Source organism: Alteromonas sp. RKMC-009 (assembly GCF_003584565.2).
GTDB lineage: Bacteria > Pseudomonadota > Gammaproteobacteria > Enterobacterales > Alteromonadaceae > Alteromonas.
Window position 1 is genome coordinate 1,387,658 of the sequence record NZ_CP031010.1, and the last position, 22,833, is coordinate 1,410,490.

General features: G+C 48.1%; 24 protein-coding genes. 14 read left to right on the forward strand and 10 right to left on the reverse strand.

What is annotated here, in order from left to right; genetic code table 11:
• Positions 1-9: 9 nt before the first annotated feature.
• The 4 genes from DS731_RS05995 to queF form a co-directional block, all read right to left on the reverse strand.
• Positions 10-384, reverse strand: a complete 375-nt coding sequence (locus DS731_RS05995; RefSeq protein WP_119500471.1) for a DUF3192 domain-containing protein — start codon at positions 382-384, stop codon at positions 10-12.
• Between the two features lie 91 nt (positions 385-475).
• Positions 476-1,834 carry a nucleotide 5'-monophosphate nucleosidase PpnN gene (ppnN, locus tag DS731_RS06000; protein ID WP_119500472.1) on the reverse strand — a complete coding sequence of 453 codons (1,359 nt, stop codon included), beginning with the start codon at positions 1,832-1,834 and terminating at the stop codon, positions 476-478.
• 9 nt (positions 1,835-1,843) lie between these two features.
• Positions 1,844-3,274, reverse strand: coding sequence for a GGDEF domain-containing protein (locus tag DS731_RS06005; RefSeq protein WP_161599109.1), 1,431 nt, complete (start codon positions 3,272-3,274; stop codon positions 1,844-1,846).
• A 122-nt stretch (positions 3,275-3,396) separates the two neighbouring features.
• A complete protein-coding gene (gene queF / locus DS731_RS06010) occupies positions 3,397-4,239 on the reverse strand; it encodes an NADPH-dependent 7-cyano-7-deazaguanine reductase QueF (RefSeq protein ID WP_442858452.1) in 843 nt (280 codons plus the stop codon).
• Between the two features lie 102 nt (positions 4,240-4,341).
• Here queF and syd point away from each other — a divergent pair, with 102 nt between their 5' ends.
• Complete coding sequence (gene syd / locus DS731_RS06015; RefSeq protein ID WP_119500474.1) at positions 4,342-4,890, forward strand: SecY-interacting protein; 549 nt, start codon at positions 4,342-4,344, stop codon at positions 4,888-4,890.
• A 3-nt stretch (positions 4,891-4,893) separates the two neighbouring features.
• Here syd and DS731_RS06020 read toward each other — a convergent pair whose 3' ends face one another.
• Positions 4,894-5,187: a hypothetical protein gene (locus DS731_RS06020; RefSeq protein WP_232373494.1), complete on the reverse strand. Its 294-nt coding sequence runs from the start codon at positions 5,185-5,187 to the stop codon at positions 4,894-4,896.
• A gap of 207 nt (positions 5,188-5,394) precedes the next feature.
• Here DS731_RS06020 and DS731_RS06025 point away from each other — a divergent pair, with 207 nt between their 5' ends.
• Positions 5,395-5,754 (forward strand): DUF3192 domain-containing protein, encoded by a 360-nt coding sequence (locus tag DS731_RS06025; RefSeq protein ID WP_119500475.1) that lies wholly within the window; start codon positions 5,395-5,397, stop codon positions 5,752-5,754.
• Positions 5,755-5,889: 135 nt separating this feature from the next.
• Complete coding sequence (locus DS731_RS06030; RefSeq protein ID WP_119500476.1) at positions 5,890-6,537, forward strand: GNAT family N-acetyltransferase; 648 nt, start codon at positions 5,890-5,892, stop codon at positions 6,535-6,537.
• A gap of 847 nt (positions 6,538-7,384) precedes the next feature.
• Here the strand turns inward: DS731_RS06030 and DS731_RS06035 are convergent.
• Positions 7,385-7,687 carry a DUF3301 domain-containing protein gene (locus tag DS731_RS06035; protein ID WP_119500478.1) on the reverse strand — a complete coding sequence of 101 codons (303 nt, stop codon included), beginning with the start codon at positions 7,685-7,687 and terminating at the stop codon, positions 7,385-7,387.
• A gap of 4 nt (positions 7,688-7,691) precedes the next feature.
• The gene (locus DS731_RS06040; RefSeq protein WP_119503326.1) at positions 7,692-8,744 is read right to left on the reverse strand and encodes a DUF3549 family protein; all 1,053 of its coding nucleotides are present in this window, start codon (positions 8,742-8,744) and stop codon (positions 7,692-7,694) included.
• Positions 8,745-8,853: 109 nt separating this feature from the next.
• Here DS731_RS06040 and DS731_RS22020 point away from each other — a divergent pair, with 109 nt between their 5' ends.
• The 3 genes from DS731_RS22020 to DS731_RS06050 are packed head-to-tail and all read left to right on the forward strand — an operon-like array spanning position 8,854 to position 10,385.
• Positions 8,854-9,165 (forward strand): YqcC family protein, encoded by a 312-nt coding sequence (locus tag DS731_RS22020; RefSeq protein ID WP_181013655.1) that lies wholly within the window; start codon positions 8,854-8,856, stop codon positions 9,163-9,165.
• Positions 9,140-9,913 carry a pseudouridine synthase gene (locus DS731_RS22025; RefSeq protein ID WP_232373495.1) on the forward strand — a complete coding sequence of 258 codons (774 nt, stop codon included), beginning with the start codon at positions 9,140-9,142 and terminating at the stop codon, positions 9,911-9,913. The genes DS731_RS22020 and DS731_RS22025 overlap by 26 nt, the downstream gene beginning before the upstream one ends.
• Positions 9,914-9,935: 22 nt before the next feature.
• The gene (locus tag DS731_RS06050; protein ID WP_119500479.1) at positions 9,936-10,385 is read left to right on the forward strand and encodes a flavodoxin domain-containing protein; all 450 of its coding nucleotides are present in this window, start codon (positions 9,936-9,938) and stop codon (positions 10,383-10,385) included.
• A gap of 100 nt (positions 10,386-10,485) precedes the next feature.
• On the opposite strand, the gene dapD is transcribed toward DS731_RS06050, so the two are convergent.
• The 3 genes from dapD to map all read right to left on the reverse strand — a co-directional run bounded on the left by dapD (position 10,486) and on the right by map (position 14,937).
• The gene (gene dapD, locus DS731_RS06055; RefSeq protein ID WP_119500480.1) at positions 10,486-11,310 is read right to left on the reverse strand and encodes a 2,3,4,5-tetrahydropyridine-2,6-dicarboxylate N-succinyltransferase; all 825 of its coding nucleotides are present in this window, start codon (positions 11,308-11,310) and stop codon (positions 10,486-10,488) included.
• The gene (glnD, locus tag DS731_RS06060; protein WP_119500481.1) at positions 11,307-13,958 is read right to left on the reverse strand and encodes a [protein-PII] uridylyltransferase; all 2,652 of its coding nucleotides are present in this window, start codon (positions 13,956-13,958) and stop codon (positions 11,307-11,309) included. Before glnD ends, dapD begins: the two co-directional genes overlap by 4 nt.
• Positions 13,959-14,142: 184 nt before the next feature.
• The gene (gene map / locus DS731_RS06065) at positions 14,143-14,937 is read right to left on the reverse strand and encodes a type I methionyl aminopeptidase (protein WP_119500482.1); all 795 of its coding nucleotides are present in this window, start codon (positions 14,935-14,937) and stop codon (positions 14,143-14,145) included.
• Positions 14,938-15,341: 404 nt separating this feature from the next.
• Here map and rpsB point away from each other — a divergent pair, with 404 nt between their 5' ends.
• The 8 genes from rpsB to rseP all read left to right on the forward strand — a co-directional run bounded on the left by rpsB (position 15,342) and on the right by rseP (position 22,824).
• Positions 15,342-16,073, forward strand: coding sequence for a 30S ribosomal protein S2 (gene rpsB / locus DS731_RS06070; protein ID WP_119500484.1), 732 nt, complete (start codon positions 15,342-15,344; stop codon positions 16,071-16,073).
• 128 nt (positions 16,074-16,201) lie between these two features.
• Positions 16,202-17,074 (forward strand): translation elongation factor Ts, encoded by an 873-nt coding sequence (gene tsf / locus DS731_RS06075; RefSeq protein WP_119500485.1) that lies wholly within the window; start codon positions 16,202-16,204, stop codon positions 17,072-17,074.
• A 193-nt stretch (positions 17,075-17,267) separates the two neighbouring features.
• Positions 17,268-18,008 (forward strand): UMP kinase, encoded by a 741-nt coding sequence (pyrH, locus tag DS731_RS06080; protein ID WP_119500486.1) that lies wholly within the window; start codon positions 17,268-17,270, stop codon positions 18,006-18,008.
• Positions 18,009-18,024: 16 nt separating this feature from the next.
• A complete protein-coding gene (gene frr, locus DS731_RS06085; protein WP_119500487.1) occupies positions 18,025-18,582 on the forward strand; it encodes a ribosome recycling factor in 558 nt (185 codons plus the stop codon).
• Positions 18,583-18,591: 9 nt separating this feature from the next.
• Complete coding sequence (gene uppS / locus DS731_RS06090) at positions 18,592-19,371, forward strand: polyprenyl diphosphate synthase (protein ID WP_119500488.1); 780 nt, start codon at positions 18,592-18,594, stop codon at positions 19,369-19,371.
• Between the two features lie 53 nt (positions 19,372-19,424).
• A complete protein-coding gene (locus tag DS731_RS06095; RefSeq protein ID WP_119500489.1) occupies positions 19,425-20,288 on the forward strand; it encodes a phosphatidate cytidylyltransferase in 864 nt (287 codons plus the stop codon).
• Positions 20,288-21,469: a 1-deoxy-D-xylulose-5-phosphate reductoisomerase gene (ispC, locus tag DS731_RS06100; RefSeq protein WP_119500490.1), complete on the forward strand. Its 1,182-nt coding sequence runs from the start codon at positions 20,288-20,290 to the stop codon at positions 21,467-21,469. Before DS731_RS06095 ends, ispC begins: the two co-directional genes overlap by 1 nt.
• The gene (gene rseP, locus DS731_RS06105; protein ID WP_119500491.1) at positions 21,469-22,824 is read left to right on the forward strand and encodes a sigma E protease regulator RseP; all 1,356 of its coding nucleotides are present in this window, start codon (positions 21,469-21,471) and stop codon (positions 22,822-22,824) included. Before ispC ends, rseP begins: the two co-directional genes overlap by 1 nt.
• Positions 22,825-22,833 lie beyond the last annotated feature (9 nt).

The window sequence follows — 22,833 nt, forward strand, 5'->3', positions numbered from 1 at the left end:
GCAGGGGAGTTATGACTTCAGATAACTCTGATAGGCACCTTCTCCCCAGGCGATTAACTGATCGCCCTCAAACAACAAAGGCGTGCACTCATCCTGAGTAGTCAGGCCATCAGCTCTGACATGTTGAGTACGGTAAAACATCACCTGAATAGTTGTGCCTGAGTCCATCTTTGCTTCGGTAATGTCCGGAGACCCGAGCAAGGCAAGTACTTCTTCACGGGTGGCACCTAACTTCAGTTTGGTGATTTGAACCTTGTTGTATTCTTCCCGATCCTGCCAGTCCATATTTTCCGGCTTGTCAGGGTAAAATGACATTACCAGAAAAACAAAGAGGGCGTAGGCGCATGCGCCCAGCAAAATCAGTTTTAAAACCTTGCCATTCATCCTTTTTCACTTTTAACTGCGAATTGCCCTCAGTGTACCTTAAAACACCGTTCAACTGTAACGACTAAATCGTAACAAGCTTTAACCGGAACTAGGCATTAATTGTATAGCAGGGAACGTAGTCCGAACCGGGCAACTTCATTCGCTGTTGTGATACAAATGACTGCAACAGCGTATCAATACGTTCCATCATGGCGGGATCGCCGGTAAGACGGAACGGCCCCTGTTCTTTAATCTGCTTTACACCGTCCGCTTTTACGTTACCGGCGACAATACCGGAAAAGGCTTGTCTCAGTACTTTCGCTATTTCTGAAACCGGTTGATCAGTATGCAGAGGAAGGGCAGCCATACTCTCGTGAGTGGGCTCGAAAGGCATCTGGAATGACTCATCGATACGCACCGACCAGTTGAAACTGAATGCATCCCCCATTGCGCGGCGGAAATTTTCTACTTTTTTCAAACCGGCGCTGAGCGTACGGGCGACTTCTGCGGCATCATCGATAATGATCTGATACTTATCCTGTGCTTCTTTACCGAGTGTTGCACCAATGAACTCGTCTATCGCTTCAAACCAGACTCTTGATTCAGCGGGACCGGTAAGAATGACAGGGAAAGGCTGCTGGGCGTTGCGGTCGTTCATCAAAATACCGAGAAGGTACAGCAATTCTTCTGCTGTACCCACGCCACCCGGGAAGATGATAATGCCGTGTGCAAGACGAACAAAAGCCTCAAGACGCTTTTCTATATCCGGCATGATAATGAGTTCATTGACGATAGCATTTGGCGGCTCGGCAGCAATAATGCCCAGCTCTGAAATGCCAATGTAACGCCCTTTGGAATAGCGCTGTTTGGCGTGGCCGATGGCAGCACCCTTCATCGGCCCTTTCATGGCGCCGGGACCACAGCCGGTACAAATATTCATTTCTCTCAGACCCAGCTGGTATCCGACTTCCTTGGTATATTTATATTCGTGCTGTCTGATGGAATGGCCACCCCAGCAGACAATGGTATTCAGTTCATCATTGCCTTCCAGTGCCTGGGCGTGACGCAGCATATCGAACACCATGTCGGTAACAGCACTGCCTTCTGTGGGCGCTTTTTCATGAACAAAAGCGTATTTATTGCCCATGAACAGTAAATCACGAAGCACCGCGAATATATGCTCATGTACGCCACGCATCAACTTGCCGTCCACAAAGGCAACCTCAGGGGGATTAATCAGCTCTATTTTGACTCCGCGCTCACGTCGTATCAGGCGAATATCAAAGTCGTCGTATGGTGCAAAGAGCAGTTCGAAATTGTCTTCGTCTACGCCGCTGTTGAGGACTGCGAGACAACATCGTTTAAAAACATCGAATAACTTGCTGTTAGTGGTGTCCTGAAGTCTGGCGACTTCATCTTGTGACAGCTGGCTCATCCAGCCTACCGGGTTCAGTTGCACTTTATTCATATCACAGTCCTATTCGACTACAACGCGATTTCTGCCGTTCTTTTTCGCCTGATAGAGTAATTCGTCGGCCCGCTCAAACATGGAATGAGGTTCATCGTTCTCACGCAGGCAGGTACCACCGAATGATGCGGTTATACTGACTTTTTCCTGTTTAAATTTGAAAGGTAAACGGGACAGAGACTCCCGCATGTCATCCAGCTTTTTCTCCAGCGCTGAGGTTTCGATAAATGGCAGGATCATCACAAACTCCTCACCACCCCAGCGGGAAATAAACTCATCACCGTGAAGCTGTTTTTTCAGGTGATGTCCCACCACCTGCAAGGTTTTATCACCGGCCTGGTGGCCGAAACGATCATTAATAGATTTGAAAAAGTCGATATCAATCACAGCGAGTGATAACGCACGGTTGTCATTCAGGGCATCCTCATACTCGCGGTTGAAGCGTTCATTGTAAGCCAGTCTGTTTGGCAGGCGGGTAAGAGGATCAGTATGACTAAATGCAGTCTGCTCAGCCAGCTTGCGACGGTAAACCTGAGTTTGACGCTGCAGGGTTTCCATTTGCGTTTGCATCGCACTCAGCAAGCCCATCAGTGCCTGCTGTTCCTTATTGTCTGCCTCTTTCCGGTTAGCCACGGCCGTAGAAATAGACGTAATGTGTGCCTGAGCCTGCGTTTTCAGTTTTTCCAGTGAATCAGAGTCCTGAACGGTCTGACCCATTTCCGTCAGCTGGCTGGCAATGTCATCCGCACTGGCGTTTCGCGCTTCAAAGGCTTTGCCCGACGAAGCCATACTGGCTTCAACACCTTCCTGAATCCCGCCTAACGCGTGATGGATACGGTAGATCATACGTCCGGACAGGGTTGCCTCATGCATGGATTCCGTAACTACCAGCCTGATAACGATAATACAGGTCTGCAGCAGCTCTTCTTCAGAAAGTTGCGATTCCAGTTTCGTGCGCAAATCAACGACCTTCGGTTCATCAGGTTGCTTTTTTGCGTAGCTGTCGATGAGCTGACTCAGTTCGTTCTGAATTTCTTCAAACAGTGAACCGCTCGTCCGTGCTTCAGGCTTTTTGTGCAATTGGGGAGATGAGCCGGCGTTTTCCTCAACGGCTTCGGCAGACACAAGAGAGAACAGTTTGATTGCTTTAAGACACAATGACTGCAGCTGAAACAGGTTATCGACGGGCTGTTGAGCGGCAATCAGTAAATGCGCACTTTGCTGACGCAATGTCTTATTCTGCTGAAATGTGCTTTGAAACTGTTTGATCGCCTTTTCAAGTTCTTTAACGGTAAGCTGGGTGTGCTGTTTCACTGATGTGTCAGCATGCTGGATATGGGTGTTCAGCTTGTTAATACTGACCGTGGCGAGAGTAAAATCAGGCTTCCCGGACAAGTGTCCCCGCAGAACCCGCAATTCTTTATCTGTTTCGGCTGACAAACCCTCATAAAAGGAACTTAACCGTATTATGAACTGTACCAGCGTCTCATTATGTGAAGCTAATGAAGATAGTTGCTTAGAATCCATCATTTTCCTTTGCATACCGGCGGAGTGACCGCCCACTATTGGCGAGCCGAACGGGTGTTTAAACCTGCAGTTTCATAATTCGACCGGAACGGATTAATATCCAGTCCTCCCCGTCGGGTATAACGGGCAAAGACAGTAAGTTTTTCCGGCTTACACTGGCTCATAATGTCGCAAAATATTCGTTCAACGCACTGTTCATGGAATTCATTGTGTTGTCTGAAACCAATTAAATATTTCAGTAACGATGCGTGATCGATTTGTTTTCCGCTGTACCTGATTTGAATACTAGCCCAATCTGGCTGATTTGTGATTAAACAATTCGATTTAAGCAGATGACTGACTACTGTTTCGGCAACATCCTGATTTTCTGTAGTTAATAACCCGCTGTCAGGAGAATATGACGTCACCGTAATATCCAGATCGTCAATCACATGCCCTGACAGTTCTTCCATTCCCAGCGCGTTGAATGCGTCTGGCAGGATAACTGTGACATCAACATTTTCTCCGGCACAGGCAGATAGATCTCTGGTCAGGGCGTCCTTTACTGCTTCTGCATCATCAAATTTCGACTGATTAAAGCTGTTAAGGTAGAGCTTGAAAGATTTAGACTCAATTAATGAAGGAGACGTGACCGGCACTCTGCATTCAAGAATCGCCACACAGGGTTTACCTTTGCTGTTCAGCCATGACAATTCATAACCGGTCCAAATATCGCAGCCCTGAAAAGGCAGGGTTTCCGCTGATAATGACAGTGTATCTCTGCTCAGGCTGCGTGGTACAGCTTGCAGCAATGAAGGATTGTAAGACGTTTCATATTCAACCGTTTTTCCAAGGGAAAGATCCGAAGGCACCTTGAAAGGCTTTGGGTTTGTCATAATGTGTGATTCAACCTTAAAATAGCGGGCAGAAAAGTCAACGGGCCCGCAATCTGATAAAACCAGAATGAAGCAGGTCCTCAGTGTAACCAAAAGGCCACCGAAATGCCCGACCAATTAACACAAAGTTTAGATGCTTTTATTCAGCAATGCCTTACCGCCGGGTCACAAAATCCCGAATTTCTGACGATTGAATTTGATAAAGACTGGCCTTCACCGTGTTATTCCCGGAATGCTGAGAATGGTGAAGTGGTAAACTGGCAACCTGTTAAGCAAACAGGCAACAATAACTTTAATGGTCTGGAAGAGGCGCTGGATATTAAATTACACGCTGATTTTGTTACCTGGTTTACCCGCTACTTCAGCTTTCATATACCGGCAAAAGCGGAGCAGGGCAACTGTGAACTGCTGCAGGTATGCAGCGATGAAGATTTCGAAAGACTTCAGGAAAATCTCATCGGGCACATTATGATGAAACGTCGCCTGAAACAGCCTGCTACGTTATTCTTCGCACTCACAGACGACGATGACTACCTGATTTCACTGGACAATAGCACCGGTGAGGTATTGCTGGAGAGAGTTGGCAAACGTGCTGAGCAGGTGCTTGCCCCTTCAATGGCTGATTTTCTGTCGGCGCTTACCCCGCGCACTTAATCTTTACGCTGTTTTATCACTCAATTGTGCGAGACGTTGTTCAAGTATCGCAATAGCCGATTCCATTTCGCTGACACGTTTTTCCAGCGCAGCGACCCGGTCGCCGGCATCTGAAGCTGGTGTTGCCGGCATTTTGCTGCTGGCATTCCAGGCTTTTATCGCATCGATAGCCTGCGTCACTGAGACTTTGAAAGGAGCCCGCGCGCGCAACAACCCTACGCCGGGCTGCAAACCTTCCTGGTGCATTTTGTGGCAAAGCATAACGAGCTGTTGTGACTGATCGGCCTGAGACATCATTTTTCCTTACTTCGGTTACTGAGAATACAGAGTTTTCGGGAATAGTATAAAGCACCAGTTAATAGTGTAATACACTAAATGTTAACCAGGCTTACTTTACTGGATTTTATAATGTTAAACAAAATCAGTGAGTTAATTTGTGGTCTGAAATTTGATTCTTAAGGTGTTAATAAAACCACTGAAATTATTTTTATAAAAAGGATTACAATGAAACATCTCATTCTGGCCGCTGCTCTTATTTCACCGTTCACACTCACCGGTTGTGTTATCTCTGTAGGCGGAGATGACGGACATTATTCTTCAGACTGGCAGGATCGTGAATACAATAACCGTAAGCATGTTTCGCAGTTAGAAACCGGTATGACCTATGAATCGGTTGTCCGCAAAATGGGTGTAGCCGACTTTAACGAAATGCACGATAAGAATGATCACGCTTACCGCGTACTGTTCTACCGTACTCAACGCACCATGGATGACGGTGTCACATCTAAAGACGAATGTACGCCTCTGGTATTCCGTGACGGTGTTCTTACGGGCTGGGGTGACGGTGCTTACAACCAGCTCTGAACCGCTGAATAGTGTGAATTAACTTTTAGTTAACAAATGAGCCGTTCTTCTGTAAAGTGATTAAAAAACAGGCTATAACTGTTTGTCAGGCGTCAGTAGTGCATCCGCCTGTTCTCATTTACAGGAGATCGTCCCATGAATACCGTTCTTGAGTCAGATGTACATATCGAAGACGTGCGTGCAGTATTCCTTACTGCCGACAATCTGAAAGTAGCCGCTTCCATTCTTTATAACGCCTATCATGATGATCCTCTGTTCATGGACATCTTTCAGGCAGAAAAAGAAGGCTATGAAGGCCGTCTGCGTAGTGCCATCAGAGAAGAGCTGGATGCCTTCTGGGATGCAGGTCAACCTATGATAGGGTTGTTCGAAGACAGTCGCTTGCTGGCTGTCACTTGTCTGACGAAACCCGGCAGCAGCTTTTCCAGCGGGCGTTTCTGGCACTGGCGATTGAAAATGCTGCTGACAGCAGGCTATTTCAGTACCCGTGCTATGGTTGAGAAAGAAGAGAAGATCCGTAGTGCAATGCCCGCTGAACATTATCATATGGTGTCTTTTATTGCCGTCCATCCGGACCATCAGCATCATGGTCTGGGTCATGTATTAATGGGGGCGATAGACAGTATCGTAAATGAAGACTCATCCAGCGAAGGGGTGGGCGTTTTTGTGAGCTTGCCCAAATACCTGAAGTTCTTCAGAAGCGGGTTCTATCAACAGATCTCGGTGATCACAGTGTCTGACGTTACCGGAGAGATCCTCTTTAAGCCGAAGCCGCTGGTCTGATCACTTAGCCTCTATCTCCCTGTTTTGAAAGCGTAACCTGATGGTTGCGCTTTTTTTCATCACTATTCTGCTACCGGTGTTTTTTCGCAGAATTCCCCCGGTAGACATTACCCAAAAGTTTGTAAGACATGTCTTACAAAAGTGTAGGACTTTGAAGTTTTTTTTATGACGTTTTTATTATACCAAAGTATAAAGTTGCTGTTTTTGTTAGACTTTTTGCTAATGCCGCTAATGACAGATTTATGACGGTGAAAATAATTGAAAAAAGCATGTAGCACAGATCTACAGGATCAGTACTATTAATCATGTCACAGGGAAACACGACGAGTCAGGGATGAACTTTACGACACTCATGGATGAACTGCGGACAACCGAAGGAACGGAATACTGACTCAGGAAGAGCCAGTTTTCAGGAGAACGGAAAAGGGATACGGTCAGGATGACCGTCAGGGACAACTTCAGGATGAAGAATACCACGGGGATTGTGGTCAAAAGGACATTGGAAGCGCGAAGGAAAGCGCATCAGGGACAACCTCAGGAACGGGGATTACCACTGCACGGATGAGTGGTTAATATGGATTAAGGGATAAGGATAGCGTTCATGATGAACGCAATGGACAACTTCAGGGATTGAAGAATGCTGCACGAAGGATGTGTAGTTACTACAGGAAAAATGGAAAGGGATCCGCTCACGGAACAGAGTGGCCTGCTCAGGATGACGCAGGAAAAGAAGGAAAGGGGCGCATACGGATTTTTACTGGACGGTGAAAGTTGCAATGGATCGCAGAGAAGGACGCTCAAAATTCAGAAAAAGCGATAGCGTCGGGCTATCGCTTTTTTTGCGTTTTTATACGCGGTAAGGCGGTAATTGCGTTCTGAGTACCCGTTTTCCCACCATTTCCATTTCTCCTGTATATCTGTCTTCTCCGTTTCCGGAAAATTCAAACTCAAATCGTGAATGCCAGTCTGGCTTAGCATATTTGAAAGTCAGTCGTGTGGAGCGACGGGCCAGTGTCAGCAACTGGAGATGATGCGTGTCGCAGTACAGGCGCGCGTGTTCGAATGCCGCCTCTGAAATGCTGCGTATCCGCCAGAACTGAAAGCCCGCAAATCCAATCAGCAGAAATAAAGTTAATTCACCTAAAGTCATTTGTTTACTGCTTCTGTGCCTGGTTAAACAACCGCCCGAAGGCCAGTTTCAGCTTTTCGCTGCACGTATCCGTTCTCAACAGGGTCAGTACCTGTAATCTGAGCACCGGTAACTGAACCAGGTCAGAGAAAAAACCGCCAAATACTGCGCCTTGCCTGTTTTCTTTATCATCCATAGCGGCAGCATTTTCAAAAAAGCGAACAAGAAGGGTTTCATCGAGCTGTGCATAGTGGCGGCCGGCAATCACGCTGAGCAGATGAATATCAGCCTGTTCCCCGTTCAGTAAATCTTTCAACAGTGCCGTGACAGTTTTATCTGCTGTTTCGCTGGCCAGTGCCCGCAATGCGGCCAGACCCGTTACCGGGTTCTCAATCAGCGTTTCCTGACAGTAAACGGCGATGGCCTGTTTCAATGTTGGTGCCAGGTCGACGGGTTCGCAACTCTCCATCAGTGTCTTGACAAAATCCTGCTGAAAAAGTGACAGGTTAGTTATTACAGCGGTGACCGCGTCATCTGATGTCAGCGTAGTAGCATAATCGGCAATGGCCTGTACAGAGAGTTCCCGCCAGTCACTGACTGCCGGGGCTTTTACATACTGCGCAACTTTATCTGTGCCCGGCGCCGCCGGCAGGCCGAGCATATTTCGGGTCAGGGCGTTGAACTGCGCCATCTGCGACTGTACCGGCACAAAAGAGTAAGGATTATCCGGCAATGTATCCTGCTTTTCATTTTCCGGACTGCTACCGAGCACATCGACAATAATTTGCAAAAAATGATTACGGGCGGCCATGACCAGTAAACCCCGCTCATCAACCGGGAACTTCAGAAACCAGATATAATGATGTTTTACCGGCTTGCCCGACCAGAAAACAATGCCAAACCAGGCGTGTTGCTGGCGTGGTCTGGGGCAGGGGCGCATGCCGCTTTCCATCTCAAGGAATTGCTGCGTGTCCAGAGGGTGTACACCGCGGCCTAAATCAAACAATTGAAAGTCCGTTCCTGCGTGAAGCAGAAATTCGCTGAGTGTTTGAATAGATTGGGCTGACTGACCGGACATACTGAACTGCTCCACCTGAAAACAAAGGCGGTATGATAACGGTGTGCCGGGGCTTTTACTACCGTAACAGTGACTCTATAATGGCCGCTTTTCATCATAAAGAGCCGTTATGTCACAGGTTGAACACATTGGTCTGTTACTGAAAGATTTGGAAACAGTCCTTAAAGCTGGTGGCTACTGGTCGTCAACAGCACCGGCGCCGGAAGCGTTGCAAAGTACGCAGCCCTTCGCCCGCGATACGCTGGCCTTTGAAGCATGGCTGCAATTTATTTTTATTCCCCGTTTTCAGCAATTAATCGCGGAAGGACAATCTTTACCCGCCAATATGGCTTTACTGCCTATAGCCCAGATTGCGTTGCCGGGCGAGTTAGATTTGCATCTGGTGCTGCAGCAACTTGACGAGGTTGTTTGTGGTGAGTGAAGCGGGATTGATAACCGGTCATCAGCCAGTGAAGATTTTATATCGGGATGATCACATTGTTGCCATGGACAAGCCTCCGGGTTTGCTGGTTCACCGCAGCCCGATAGATAAGCGGGAAACCGAATTTGCCGTTCAGAAACTACGGGATACTGTGGGGCAGCACGTTTATCCGGTTCACCGTCTGGACCGGCCTACTTCCGGTGTACTGGTATTTGCATTTAACGGACAGATCGCCAGTCAGCTGGGGCAGGCAATGATGGGCAAACAGATCCGTAAAGGCTATCTGGCCCTTGTGCGCGGATGGATGAATGGCTGTGGTTTAATCGATTATGCCCTCACATTTAAACGGGACAAGTTTGCCGATGCTCACCGGGCAGAAGACGTAGCCCCGCAGCATGCAGTAACTGAATACACGGTTATGAAAAAATTCAGTGTGCCTGTGCCGGTGGGAAGGTATGATTCTGCGCGTTATTCGCTGGTGGCGCTGAGGCCGTTTACCGGACGCAAACATCAGTTGCGCAGACACCTTGTTCATTTACGCCATCCCATCATCGGTGACACCTCACACGGTGATGGCAAACAAAATAAATTTGCACGGGAGCAGTTTGGTTTTAATCAATTAGCCCTTACGTGTACTTTAATGCAATTTTCACATCCGGTGACGGGAAAAACCGTTACCATCAATACAACGCCTCATGCGCCTTTTGCCAGTATGCTCAGCAACCTGGCCGGGTATGAGGTGACTTAATGACTGATTAAAGAGGGCTGATATGACAGCATTAACCATTCTTGCCGGCAGTGTTTACGGAAATGCGCAGCATGCCGCAGAAACGGTAGCTGAATCCCTGAGTGCGCAAGGCATCGAGTGTCAGGTGTGCAGTGATCCGCAAGTTTCAGATGTGACTAATGCCGGAGCTTTGCTGGTGATCACATCAACAACCGGACAGGGAGATGTGCCACCGAATCTGGAATTTGTATTTTCAGATTTGAAAGACCAGTTTCCGTTGCTCGACAGAAAACCTTTCGCTGTTTGTGCGTTAGGTGACAGCAGCTACGGAGATACGTATTGTGCAGCAGGACGCCAGTGGTTTGAATTGCTCAGCGAATTGCAGGGTAAAGCCGTGGCTGAGATGCTGGAGGTGGATGCTATTGAGTGCTTTGAGCCGGAAAAGCCGGTGCTGGCGTTTGTTGAATCGATCAAAGATGAACTGGTGGTGTAATCACCGTCAGTGGGTTTATAGCAGGCAGCTATAACGAAAAAAGCGCAGCCGGGTCAGTTTATACTCCCGGCTGCGCTTTTTATTTATGTGATCCGCAGAATTATTCTACGCCACGGAGCAGGGCGTTGATGCCTACTTTTGCACGGGTTTTTGCGTCCACTTTCTTCACGATGACCGCTGCATACAGGCTGTGAGAGCCATCTTTAGAAGGCAGAGAACCTGAAACCACAACTGAACCTGCCGGTACGCGACCATAAGTGATTTCGCCGGTTTCACGGTCATAAATGCGGGTGCTCTGGGAGATGTAAACGCCCATAGAAATTACCGCGCCTTCTTCAACAATCACGCCTTCAACGATTTCAGAGCGTGCACCGATAAAGCAGTTATCTTCAATAATCGTCGGGTTGGCTTGCAGTGGCTCCAGTACACCACCAATGCCTACACCGCCTGACAGGTGAACATTTTTACCGATCTGTGCACACGAGCCAACAGTTGCCCACGTATCTACCATGGTACCTTCATCAACAAATGCGCCGATGTTTACGTAAGAAGGCATCACAACCACATTCTTACCGACAAATGAACCGGTACGTACTGCAGCCGGTGGCACAACACGTACGCCTTCTGCGGCAAATTGTTCAGCAGTGTAGCCGGTGTATTTTAAAGGTACTTTATCGAAGTATGTTGTTTCAGCACCATCAATAATGTCATTGTTGTGAAGACGGAAGTACAGTAATACCGCTTTTTTCAGCCATTGATGAACAACCCACTCACCGGCAATTTTTTCCGCTACGCGGGCTTTACCGCTGTTCAGCATAGCGATAGCGTCTGCAACAGCTTGTCTTACTTCGTCCGGCGCAGAAGAGGGTGACAAAGCGTCACGGTTTTCAAACGCATCTTCAATGATGGATTTCAATTCAGTCATGATATGTTGATGTCTTCAAGTTGATCGAGTTTAAACAGGATTTGCTTTTTAAGGGCAACCTGCTGCTCCTGGGTTAATGATTTGCCAGCGTCGTTGCTGACAATAAAAATATCTTCGGCACGTTCCCCGATGGTGGCAATTTTTGCCAGTTTCAGCACCACGCTTTTATCCACGAATGCATGGCCAATTTTAGCCAGAATCCCGGGGGCGTCCAGCGCTTCCAGTTCTATCAGTGTGCTTTCATCATTTAATGTAAAAAAGCGGACTTTCGTGGGGACATCCAGCTGACGCATCTGGCGGGAAAGTTTGCGCTTGTTGTCATGGGCCCGTCCCGGCTTTTCCAGTTGAGAAAGAATGGCATTCTCCAGACTCTTCGTACGGTTTTCACCACTTAATCTGGAACCGTCATTTTCCAGCACCAGAATGCTGTCAAACACATAGCCGTCACGGGTGACTGTAATGTGGGCATCGTGAATTGAACAGTTTCTGCTGTCTATGACTGAGGCAACCTGAGCGAACAGTGCTTTCCGGTCCCGCCCGTAAATGAGAATTTCAGTGCCGCCTTTTGCGGAGTTGTCATTAGCCTTAACCACCAGAGCGTCCGGATTATCTGCCAGTACGGATTTTTCCCCGTTTAAAATCTCCAGTGTATGCCAGGCAATCTGCGCCGGCTTGAAGCGCACAAAGTAATCGTCTTCCAGACGATCCCACAGCGACTGAATATCGTTTTCCGGCACACCCTGCGCGTCCAGAATAATACGCGCTGTGTGTTTATGTTCTTTTACCCGGTCGTCCAGCGTGACCTGACATTGCAAACCATTGTCCAGTGCCTTTTGGGTCATAAGATACAACTCTCTGAGCAGCGATGATTTCCAGTCGTTCCACAGGTTATCATTGGTGGCGCGGATATCCGCCAGAGTGAGTACGTATAAAAGGTTCAGGTGGGTATGACTGCGCACGGCGGTGGCAAATTCGCTGATCACATCCGGATCATAAATATCACGACGCTGGGCAACCACTGACATTAGCAGGTGGTTTTCGACCAGCCATTCAATCAGCTCTGCATCTTTCGGCTTTATGCCATGTAATCCGGCAAATTTTGCCACATCTTCAGCGCCCAGTTCTGAGTGGTCGCCGCCACGGCCTTTTGCAATGTCGTGAAATACTGCGGCAATATAAATCAGCTCAGGTTTGTCCAGATTACGGACAATTCTGCCGCACCGGGGAAATTCAATGTTTTCCGGCTGGAAGTAATGATTCACATTTTTCACCACACGGTGGGTGTGCTCATCAACTGTGTAGGCATGGAACAAATCGAATTGCATCATGCCGACAATTTTGTCCCATTCCGGCAGGTAACATTCCAGAATGCCGTACTGATGCATGATATCCCATGCGAAATCGAAAAAGTGGGGATGGCGGAAAAGTAGCATCAGCCGTTCCCTGCAACCTTCCCGTTCCACGTAGTAGTTATTTTCAAACTTTCTGCGGACATTCCTGAGCTGGCGGATGGTATCGGTGTCCAGTCCCTGTACTGCAGGAGTGTCGGCCACGACTTTGAGAAAATCCAGCACAGCTTCCGGGCAATCAAATACACCGGAACGGGTAGGAGATATCATTCCGTCCAGGAGTTTGAAGTCTGCGTTAACCGGCGTTTCAGACTGTACACTCTGATTCAGCATATCGTAGCGGAACCGTTGCAGCAGCATTTTATTCAGTTCACTCACACGGCGGATAATGCGGAAAAAGTCCCGCATCATTTTTTCTACTGATGCTTTTCCGTCGCGGCCATATCCCAGTTTTTCTGCTACATCCGGCTGGTAATCAAACAGTAAGCGGTTTTCACTGCGTCCGGCTATAAGGTGCAGAGCAAAACGCATACGCCAGAGGTGCATGCGGCAGCTTATCAGTTCGCCATGTTCTTCTTCAGTAAAATAACCGTGTCCAACCAGATTAAAGCCGTCATATTCTTTGAAATGCTTCTTCGCGACCCAGCCGATGGACTGAATATCACGCAAACAACCCGGGTTCTCTTTAATATTAGGCTCAAGGTTGTAAGACGTGCCATTGAATTTGGCATGACGGGCCATTTGCTCGTCGTACTTGGCTTTGAAAAAGTCTTTCGATGAAAGGGATTTGCGACTGTTCAGCTTATCCCACAGTGTTTCAAACACATCCATGTCACCGGTGAGCAGGCGGCTCTCCACAAGGTTTGTGGTAATCGTGATATCTTCTTTTGCAAGTTGCAGTGTTTCTTTCACTGTCCGGACAGACTGGCCCACGTCCAGTTTGATATCCCATAACAGTGTGATGAACTGACTGATGCGCTCCTGCACATCTTTATTGAGCTTTTTGTGACTGACAATTAATAAATCAATGTCTGAATGCGGCTGCAGATGACCGCGACCATATCCCCCAACCGCACAAAGCGCCAGGCCGGATACAACATCCAGACCCATCAGTTGCCAGAGGTGGGCAAGCATGGCATCCACAAACTTCGCACGGCCGGTGACCAGTTGATCCACCGGTGTCGTATCAAACGCGCTTTCGAGCCACTGGTTAGACGCAGTAATACACGCTTTGATACCTGCGATATCTTCAGCGGAGGTGATGGTTTCGGCCTGTTCGATTAGTCTTTGTAAGCTCAAAATGTGCCTTTTATTACTTCAGAAAGGAAAAATCTGGCGAACAATAACACGAAACGTCATATTTTCGCATTATGCAAAGGTGATGAAAATGAGCTAAAAAGTGAATAATTAGTCGAAAAAGTTATAACTAAGGGAGACAGACAGGCGCCGGGACACGCCTGTCGGAAAAACTCACCGGCCGGAATTAACTGTGGCTGATGACTCTGGGCAAATCTTCTTCTTCACGCAGCGTCAGTACTTCAACACCGTCTTCAGTAACCAGCAAAGTATGCTCCCACTGGGCACTCAGGCTGCGGTCTTTAGTGACCACAGTCCATTGATCCGGCAGTACTTTTGAGTGGCGCTTACCGGCATTTACCATGGGTTCAATTGTGAAGCACATACCCGGAACCAGTTCATCACCCGTGCCCGGACGGCCGTAGTGAACAATCTGAGGTTCTTCGTGGAAACCTGCACCGATACCGTGTCCGCAGTACTCACGGACGATAGAATAATTATGCGATTCAGCATGTGTCTGGCAAAGGTGACCAATGTCCCCCAGACGCATGCCGGGCTTTACCTGTTTGATGGCGTTATATAAACACTCCTGCGTTACCCGCACCAGGCGTTCAGCCAGAATGGCGGGCTTACCGACGATAAACATCTTTGAGGTATCGCCGTGGTAACCGTCTTTTATCACGGTTACATCAATATTAATGATGTCGCCGTCTTTAAGTTTTTTATCCGACGGGATGCCATGACAAATACAATGGTTTACCGATGTACAAATAGATTTTGGAAACGGTGGATGACCATAGTTTAATGGTGCCGGAATCGCTTGTTGCTCATTGACAATATAGTCGTGGCATAAGGTATTCAGTTCGTCAGTGGTTACACCCTTTTTCACATGTGGTGTAATCATCGTCAGCACATCTGCGGCGAGTTTGCCGGCAACGCGCATTTTTTCAATTTCTTCAGCGGTTTTAATAATAGCTGCCACTGTACCCTCGATTATTGATAACAGAGAAAACGGGAATGCGCCGGGAATGTGTTTAGTCTGATGATATACCTGACTCAGGTATTTGAAGTTATCACAAATTAAAACGGCAGGCGCATGATTGCTATTATGGTAACGTCTGACAGCGCAACTGTATAGTCATCCTGCATTTTGACAGCCTCAGATGACGTTAAAACTTGAGCATGGGGGCCTGTTGTGGTATAAAGCGCCCGCGTTTTGTGAGAGTCGGAAAAACACTGTTTATCCGGACCGCAATATTCGTAAATTAACTTTTTAAATAACACACATATACCGACACTTGTCATCGGGGTGTCTGCAAGGACTTCACAGACCGCGCGGATCGATGGAAGGGGTATATGGAGGCCTAACCCCAAGAGGAAAATATCATGGCTAACGTATCAATGCGTGACATGCTGAAAGCCGGTGTGCATTTCGGTCACCAAACCCGCTACTGGAACCCTAAGATGAAGCCTTTCATCTTCGGTGCCCGTAACAAAGTTCATATCATCAACCTGGAAAAAACAGTACCTCTGTTCAACGAAGCAATGAACTACCTGTCTGGTGTTGCTTCCAAGAAAGGTAAAATCCTGTTTGTTGGTACTAAGCGTGCGGCTGGTGAAGCTGTAAAAGATGCAGCACAGAAATGTGACCAGTTCTACGTGAACAAGCGTTGGTTGGGCGGTATGCTGACTAACTGGAAAACAGTTCGCCAGTCTATCAAGCGTCTGAAAGATCTTGAGCAACAAGCACAAGACGGTACTTTCGACAAGCTGACCAAAAAAGAAGCGCTGATGCTGCAACGTGAAATGGACAAGCTGGAAAGCAGCCTTGGCGGTATCAAAGACATGGGCGGTCTGCCTGACGTGATCTTTGTTATCGACGCTGACCACGAGCACATTGCAATCACTGAAGCACGTAACCTGGGTATCCCTGTAGTTGGTGTTGTAGATACTAACTCTAACCCTGACGGTGTTGACTTTATCATCCCTGGTAACGACGACGCGATCCGTGCTATCCAGCTGTATCTTGATGCTGCTGCTGATGCAGTAAACAAAGGTCGCGAAAGCAACCTTGAAGTTCAGGCTGAGCAAGACGACTTCGTAGAAGCCGCTGAGTAATCAGACCTGACCGGTGACAGTGGTCATGGCAATGACATGCCACTGTCATCAAAAATACCGAATATCTCAAGAGGGGCACCAATAGCCCCTTTTACCTTATTAAATGTTTAATGCTGAGGAATTGAAAAATGGCAGTGACTGCAGCACTTGTTAAAGAACTGCGTGAGCGTACCGGCGCAGGTATGATGGATTGTAAAAAAGCGCTTGTTGAAACCGACGGTGACATCGAACTGGCCATCGAAAACATGCGTAAGTCTGGTCAGGCTAAAGCCGCTAAAAAAGCTGGCCGTATCGCCGCTGAAGGTGTAATCCTGACTCAGGTTGAAGGCAACCGCGCTACCATGATGGAAGTAAACTGTGAAACTGACTTCGTTGCCCGTGACGAAGGTTTCCTTGGCTTCGGTAACAAAGTTCTGGCCGTTGCACATGCCGGTAACATCAACTCTGTTGAAGAACTGAACGAAGCTGAATTAGACGGCGCGAAAGTTATCGAAGTACGTGACGCGTTAGTTGCTAAAATCGGTGAAAACATTTCTCCTCGTCGCGTTATCAACGTTGAAGGCGACAACCTGGGTGCATACGTGCACGGCGGTCGTATCGGCGTAATCGCTATCTTAAACGGTGGCGACGAAGAACTGGCTAAAGACGTAGCAATGCACGTTGCAGCGGCAAGCCCTCAGTTCGTTAAGCCTGACGACGTTCCTGCTGAAGTTGTAGAAAAAGAGAAAGAAATCCAGGTAGAACTGGCTATCCAGTCTGGTAAGCCTGCTGATATCGCTGAAAAAATGGTTGCTGGCCGTATGAAGAAATTCACCGGCGAAATCAGCCTGACAGGTCAGCCTTTCGTTAAAGATCCTTCTGTTTCTGTTGGCGAACTGCTGAAGAGCAAAGGCGCTGACGTTGTTAACTTCATCCGTTTTGAAGTGGGTGAAGGTATCGAGAAGAAAACTGAAGACTTCGCAGCTGAAGTTGCGGCTCAAATGGAAGCGGCGAAGAAATAATTCTGCGTTTCGCTTTTTCATTCGGCCAATGTCGGATACACTACAGAGCACCTCTTCGGGGGTGCTTTTTTATGAGTGAGGCAATCAACTGCCTGACAGTAAAAATATCGCTTGTAACGAGTCGGCTTGCGTCATTTCTTGTTATGTATAACGAGGCATGAGACAAGCCGAATTCATAAGGACTATTCAAACAATGAGTATCACACCAAAATCAGCCTATCGACGTATTTTGTTAAAACTCAGCGGTGAAGCGCTAATGGGTTCCGAAGGATTCGGTATAGACCCTAAAGTGCTCGATCGCATGGCTCAGGAAATTAAAGAGCTGGTTGAATTGGGTGTACAGGTTGGCTTAGTTATCGGTGGCGGTAACCTGTTCCGTGGTGAAGGCCTGGCGAAAGCCGGTATGAACCGTGTAGTGGGTGACCACATGGGTATGTTAGCCACTGTCATGAACGGTCTGGCTATGCGTGATGCATTGCACCGTGCTTTTGTAAACGCCCGCCTGATGTCTGCTATTCCTTTAAATGGTGTTTGTGACGCCTACAACTGGGCAGAAGCTATCAGCTTATTAAAATCCGGCCGCGTTGTTATCTTCTCTGCAGGTACCGGGAATCCTTTCTTCACTACCGATTCTGCTGCCTGTCTGCGCGGCATTGAAATTGAAGCTGAAGCCGTATTGAAAGCCACTAAGGTAGACGGTGTTTACAGCGACGATCCGGTAAAAAATCCTGACGCTACACTGTATGGCCAATTGTCTTATCAGGAAGTGCTGGAAAAAGAACTCAAAGTGATGGATTTATCTGCTTTCACTCTGGCACGTGATCACCGTATGCCTATCCGCGTATTCAACATGAACAAACCGGGCTGTCTGAAGCGGGTTGTCATGGGTGAGCAGGAAGGTACGTTGATCGACCATCCTGAAAATTTTAAGTAAGAAATAGGAAACAACTGTGATTGATGAAATTGAATTAGATGCGCAAGAGCGTATGGATAAAAGCATCAGTGCACTGAAAAGTCAGTTAAGCAAAATTCGTACAGGCCGTGCTCACCCGAGCCTGCTTGACGGCATCATGGTGCCTTACTACGGTGTGGATACGCCGCTGAAGCAAGTTGCGAACGTTGTCGCAGAAGACAGCCGCACGCTGGCGCTGAGTGTATTTGATAAGAGTGCTATTCAGGCTGTAGAGAAAGCTATCATGCAATCTGATCTGGGCCTCAACCCGATGAGTGCAGGGGCGTCGATTCGTATCCCGTTACCTCCGCTGACGGAAGAGCGTCGTAAAGATCTTATCCGCGTTGTACGTAACGAAGCGGAAGGTGGTCGTGTTGCTATCCGTAACATCCGCCGTGACGCAAACGGTGACATTAAAGATTTGCTGAAAGAAAAAGAAATCAGTGAAGATGAAAGCCGCGCTGCGGAAGAAAACATTCAGTCTCTGACGAATGATTTCATTAAAAAAGTGGATGCCATGCTGGCAGACAAAGAAAAAGAACTGATGGAAATTTAAAAAGTTACTATGTTAGGAATGCGGTCTAACACAGCGCCTGAAACTACTGAGACCCCGGTCAATGTACCGGGACCTCAGCATGTTGCGATCATCATGGACGGAAACGGTCGGTGGGCGCAAAAGAAAGGCAAAATCAGAACGTTTGGCCATAAAGCCGGCGTGGAATCTGTCCGGGCAGTTGTGCGTTTTGCCCGTCAGAACAGTATTCAGTCATTAACGCTTTTCGCGTTTTCCAGTGAAAACTGGAAACGTCCGGAAGAAGAAGTGTCTGTATTGATGGAGCTTTTTAATCTTGTTCTGAATAATGAAGCTAAGCGATTACATAAAAACGGTGTACGTTTAAAAGTGATCGGTGACGTTTCAGCTTTTGATGATAAATTGAAAGATAAGATCCGCAAAGCAGAAGAAATGACTGCTGACAATAAGGATCTTGTTCTCAATATTGCTGCCAATTATGGTGGCCGCTGGGATATCGTTAATGCGGCGCGGGAGTTATCTCAGGCTGTAGCAGAAGGCTCGATGACTGCGGCTGATATCACTGAAGAGGCTTTCGACGCAAAAATGTCAACAGCAGGGCTGCCGGAGTTGGATTTACTTATCCGCACAGGCGGTGAGCATCGCATCAGCAACTTTTTGCTGTGGCAATGTGCCTACGCTGAACTCTATTTTACTGACGTACTATGGCCTGATTTTTCTGAAGATGTTTTTCAGCAGGCAGTCAATGATTTCAAACAACGCCAGCGCCGTTTCGGTCTTACGGGCGAACAGGTCAGCGTTCCACGGAACTGAAGCCTGCAACTAACGGCGGTGCCGGCACCGCCATCAGGAGCACATCGCCAATTATGCTAAAACAACGAATAATAACAGCATTAATTCTGGCGCCTCTGGCGCTGATAGCCATCCTTTTCTTACCAGTCTGGCAGTTCGAAGTTGCCATTGCCGGTGTTGTCGGGTTGGGTGCTTATGAGTGGGCGAATATGTCCGGCATCACAGCACGACCCCGCAAAGCCATGTTCGCTGCTTTTGTTTTTGCGCTGTGTCTGGTGCTGTCGTCCATTGTGGATGCTCAATACATCTGGTACCAGGGACAACTCCACGGGCTTTACCATTTTATCCTTGGCGTATCCGTTATCTGGTGGATGTTCTCGCTGTGGATGATCATTTTCTATCCCCGTTATTCAGCCTTCTGGCGGAACAATAATCTGATTCGGTTAGGCTTCGGTCTGTTGACCTTAATCCCGACCTGGGTTGCCGTTATCAGTCTCAGAACCAGTCTTCATGATGTTGACACCTTATATGGCTCATCGCTGATTTTCTATGTGCTCGGTATTGTCTGGGCGGCGGATATCGGCGCATTCTTCAGCGGCGTTAAATTCGGTCGCCATAAACTGCGGCCTAATGTGTCACCCGGCAAAACGCTGGAAGGTTTAATCGGTGGAATCGGTGCGTCTTTCGCTATTATCGCTTTTGCAGCATTACATTATCAGGTAGCAACAGACCGCATCTGGCTGCACTTGCTTATCGGTGGTATTACCGTGGCGGTATCTGCGCTGGGTGATTTGAACGAAAGCATGCTGAAGCGCTGTGCAGGCATTAAGGACAGCGGCAAATTACTGCCCGGACACGGTGGTATTCTCGACCGTATCGACAGTCTCACTGCGGCCTTTCCCGTATTTGCATTTTGCTATGTTACCTGGATGGCTTGATGCAGACAGTTACCATACTTGGCGCAACCGGCTCCATCGGTTGCAGTACCCTCGACGTTATCAGCAGACACCCGGATAAATACCGGGTTTTCGCTGTTACCGGCAACAGTCAGCTTGAAAAGCTCATGCAGCAGGCAATCAGCTGCGCTGCACGTTACGTGGTAGTCGCAGATGATAATTTGTATGACGAAGCGGTGAAGCTGGCGCAGTCGATGAAAGTCAGTTCTGAAATTCTTTGTGGCCCTAAGGCGCTGGAAGAAGTTGCCAGTGCACCGGAGGTGACTTCGGTGATGGCGGCCATTGTTGGCGCAGCAGGCTTATTACCAACCCTTGCAGCGGTAAAAGCAGGTAAGCGTGTATTGCTGGCAAACAAAGAAGCGCTGGTTATGTCCGGTGCGCTTTTCATCGATGCTGCCAATCAGAGCGGGGCAGAAATTCTTCCCATAGACAGTGAACACAATGCCATATTCCAGTGTTTGCCTGATGGATTTCGCTATGGTGAATTGCAGCAGGCAGGGATCAGTCAAATTTTGCTCACCGGTTCCGGCGGACCCTTCCGTCACCGCGATATCGACACCTTTCACACCATCACTGTAGAGGAAGCCTGTCATCACCCGAACTGGTCCATGGGCCGGAAAATCACGGTGGACTCGGCGACCATGATGAATAAGGGACTGGAATTTATTGAAGCCTGCTGGTTATTCGGTGCTTCTTCAAAAGATATTACGGTGGTACTGCATCCTCAAAGTGTGATCCATTCCATGGTACAGTACACCGATGGTTCGGTGATTGCCCAGTTAGGTAACCCTGATATGCGCACGCCCATTGCTTATGGCCTCGCCTGGCCTGCACGAATTGATGCCGGCGTTGAACCGCTGGATTTTGCGAAAATGGCAAGCCTTACTTTTGAGTCACCCTGTTACACGCGGTATCCTAACCTGAAACTGGCCATTGATGCCTGTGACAGCGGTCAGGCTGCCACAACGCGGCTTAATGCGGCCAACGAAATTGCCGTTGCCGCCTTTCTGGATGGCGCCATTGGTTTTACCGATATTGCAGCAATTAACGAGGAAACGTTAAACAGAATGGAACCTGTAACGGTATCGTCACTCCAACAGATCCTTGAAGAAGACAGAATGGCGAGGGAAGTCGCCACAGAACTGGTACGGAGTAAGGTGTAGTGTTCACGTTTCTGTGGAGTTTAGGTTCATTCATAGTCGCACTGGGTATTTTAGTCGCGGTACACGAGTGGGGACATTTTATTGTTGCCCGGATGTGTGGCGTGCATGTCGAACGGTTTTCAATCGGCTTTGGTAAACCGTTCTGGACACGAAAAGATAAGAAGGGCACCGAATTTGCGGTAGCCGCTATACCGCTGGGCGGATATGTACGTATGCTCGACGAGCGCGTGGATGACGTGCCTGCGGAAAAACGTCACCTGGCGTTCAATAACAAACCTGTATTACAACGTATGGCAATTATTGCCGCTGGCCCCGGTGTAAATTTTATCTTTGCAGTGCTCGCATTGTATATGATGTTCCTGATTGGTCAGAATACAGTAAAGCCGGTGATTGGCGATATAACGCCGGATAGTTTTGCCGCGCAGGCTCAGTTAAAAGCCGGTGATGAAATTATTACTGTGGGTGGTCATGAGACGCCTGACTGGGAATCGGTAAATCTGGAATTGATATCTGCAATTGGTACACCTCAGGTGGGAATTACCGTGAAATCTGCCCAAGGTGTGACCAGTCAGACGAATTTACATATCGCCGGCTGGAACTTTGACCCGGAAAAACAGTCTGCTTTAAACAGTTTGGGCATCGTACCTTTCAGACCTGAAATCACCACCGTGGTGGCATTCATTTCTGAAGACAGTCCTGCAGAGCAGGCGGGGTTACAGGTCGATGATGAACTGATTGCGCTGAATGGCGAAAAGATAGAAAGCTGGATGTCTCTGGTTGACACTATTAAAGGGTTACCCGGTGAAACCGTCAGCATTACGTTAATGCGGGGCGGTCAGCAACAGACAGTTAGTGCTACAATAGCGCGCCGGGATACCCCTGACGGTCAGGATGGTTTCTTAGGGGTAAGCCCTAAAGCGGAGCCCTGGCCTGAAGGTTATGTCTTTACTCATCAGTACGGTCCTGTTGAAGCCGTGAGTAAAGCACTGGATAAAACCTGGCGGCTGACTGCCGTCAGCGTGGAAATGCTCGGCAAGCTGGTTACCGGCGATGTATCGCTGAATAATCTCAGCGGACCAATTTCCATTGCGCAGGGCGCAGGTGTCAGTGCCGGATACGGACTGGCATACTTTTTAAGTTTTTTAGCGTTGATCAGTGTCAGTCTCGGCATTATCAATTTGTTGCCAATTCCCATGCTGGATGGCGGTCACTTGCTGTTTTATATCATCGAGTGGGCATCAGGCAAACCTGTACCGGAGCATGTGCAGGAGTGGGGGTTTAAAATTGGCGGCGCACTGCTTTTCATGATGATGAGCATCGCCATATTTAACGATATTAGTCGCTTTGTTTCTTAGGGACAAAAC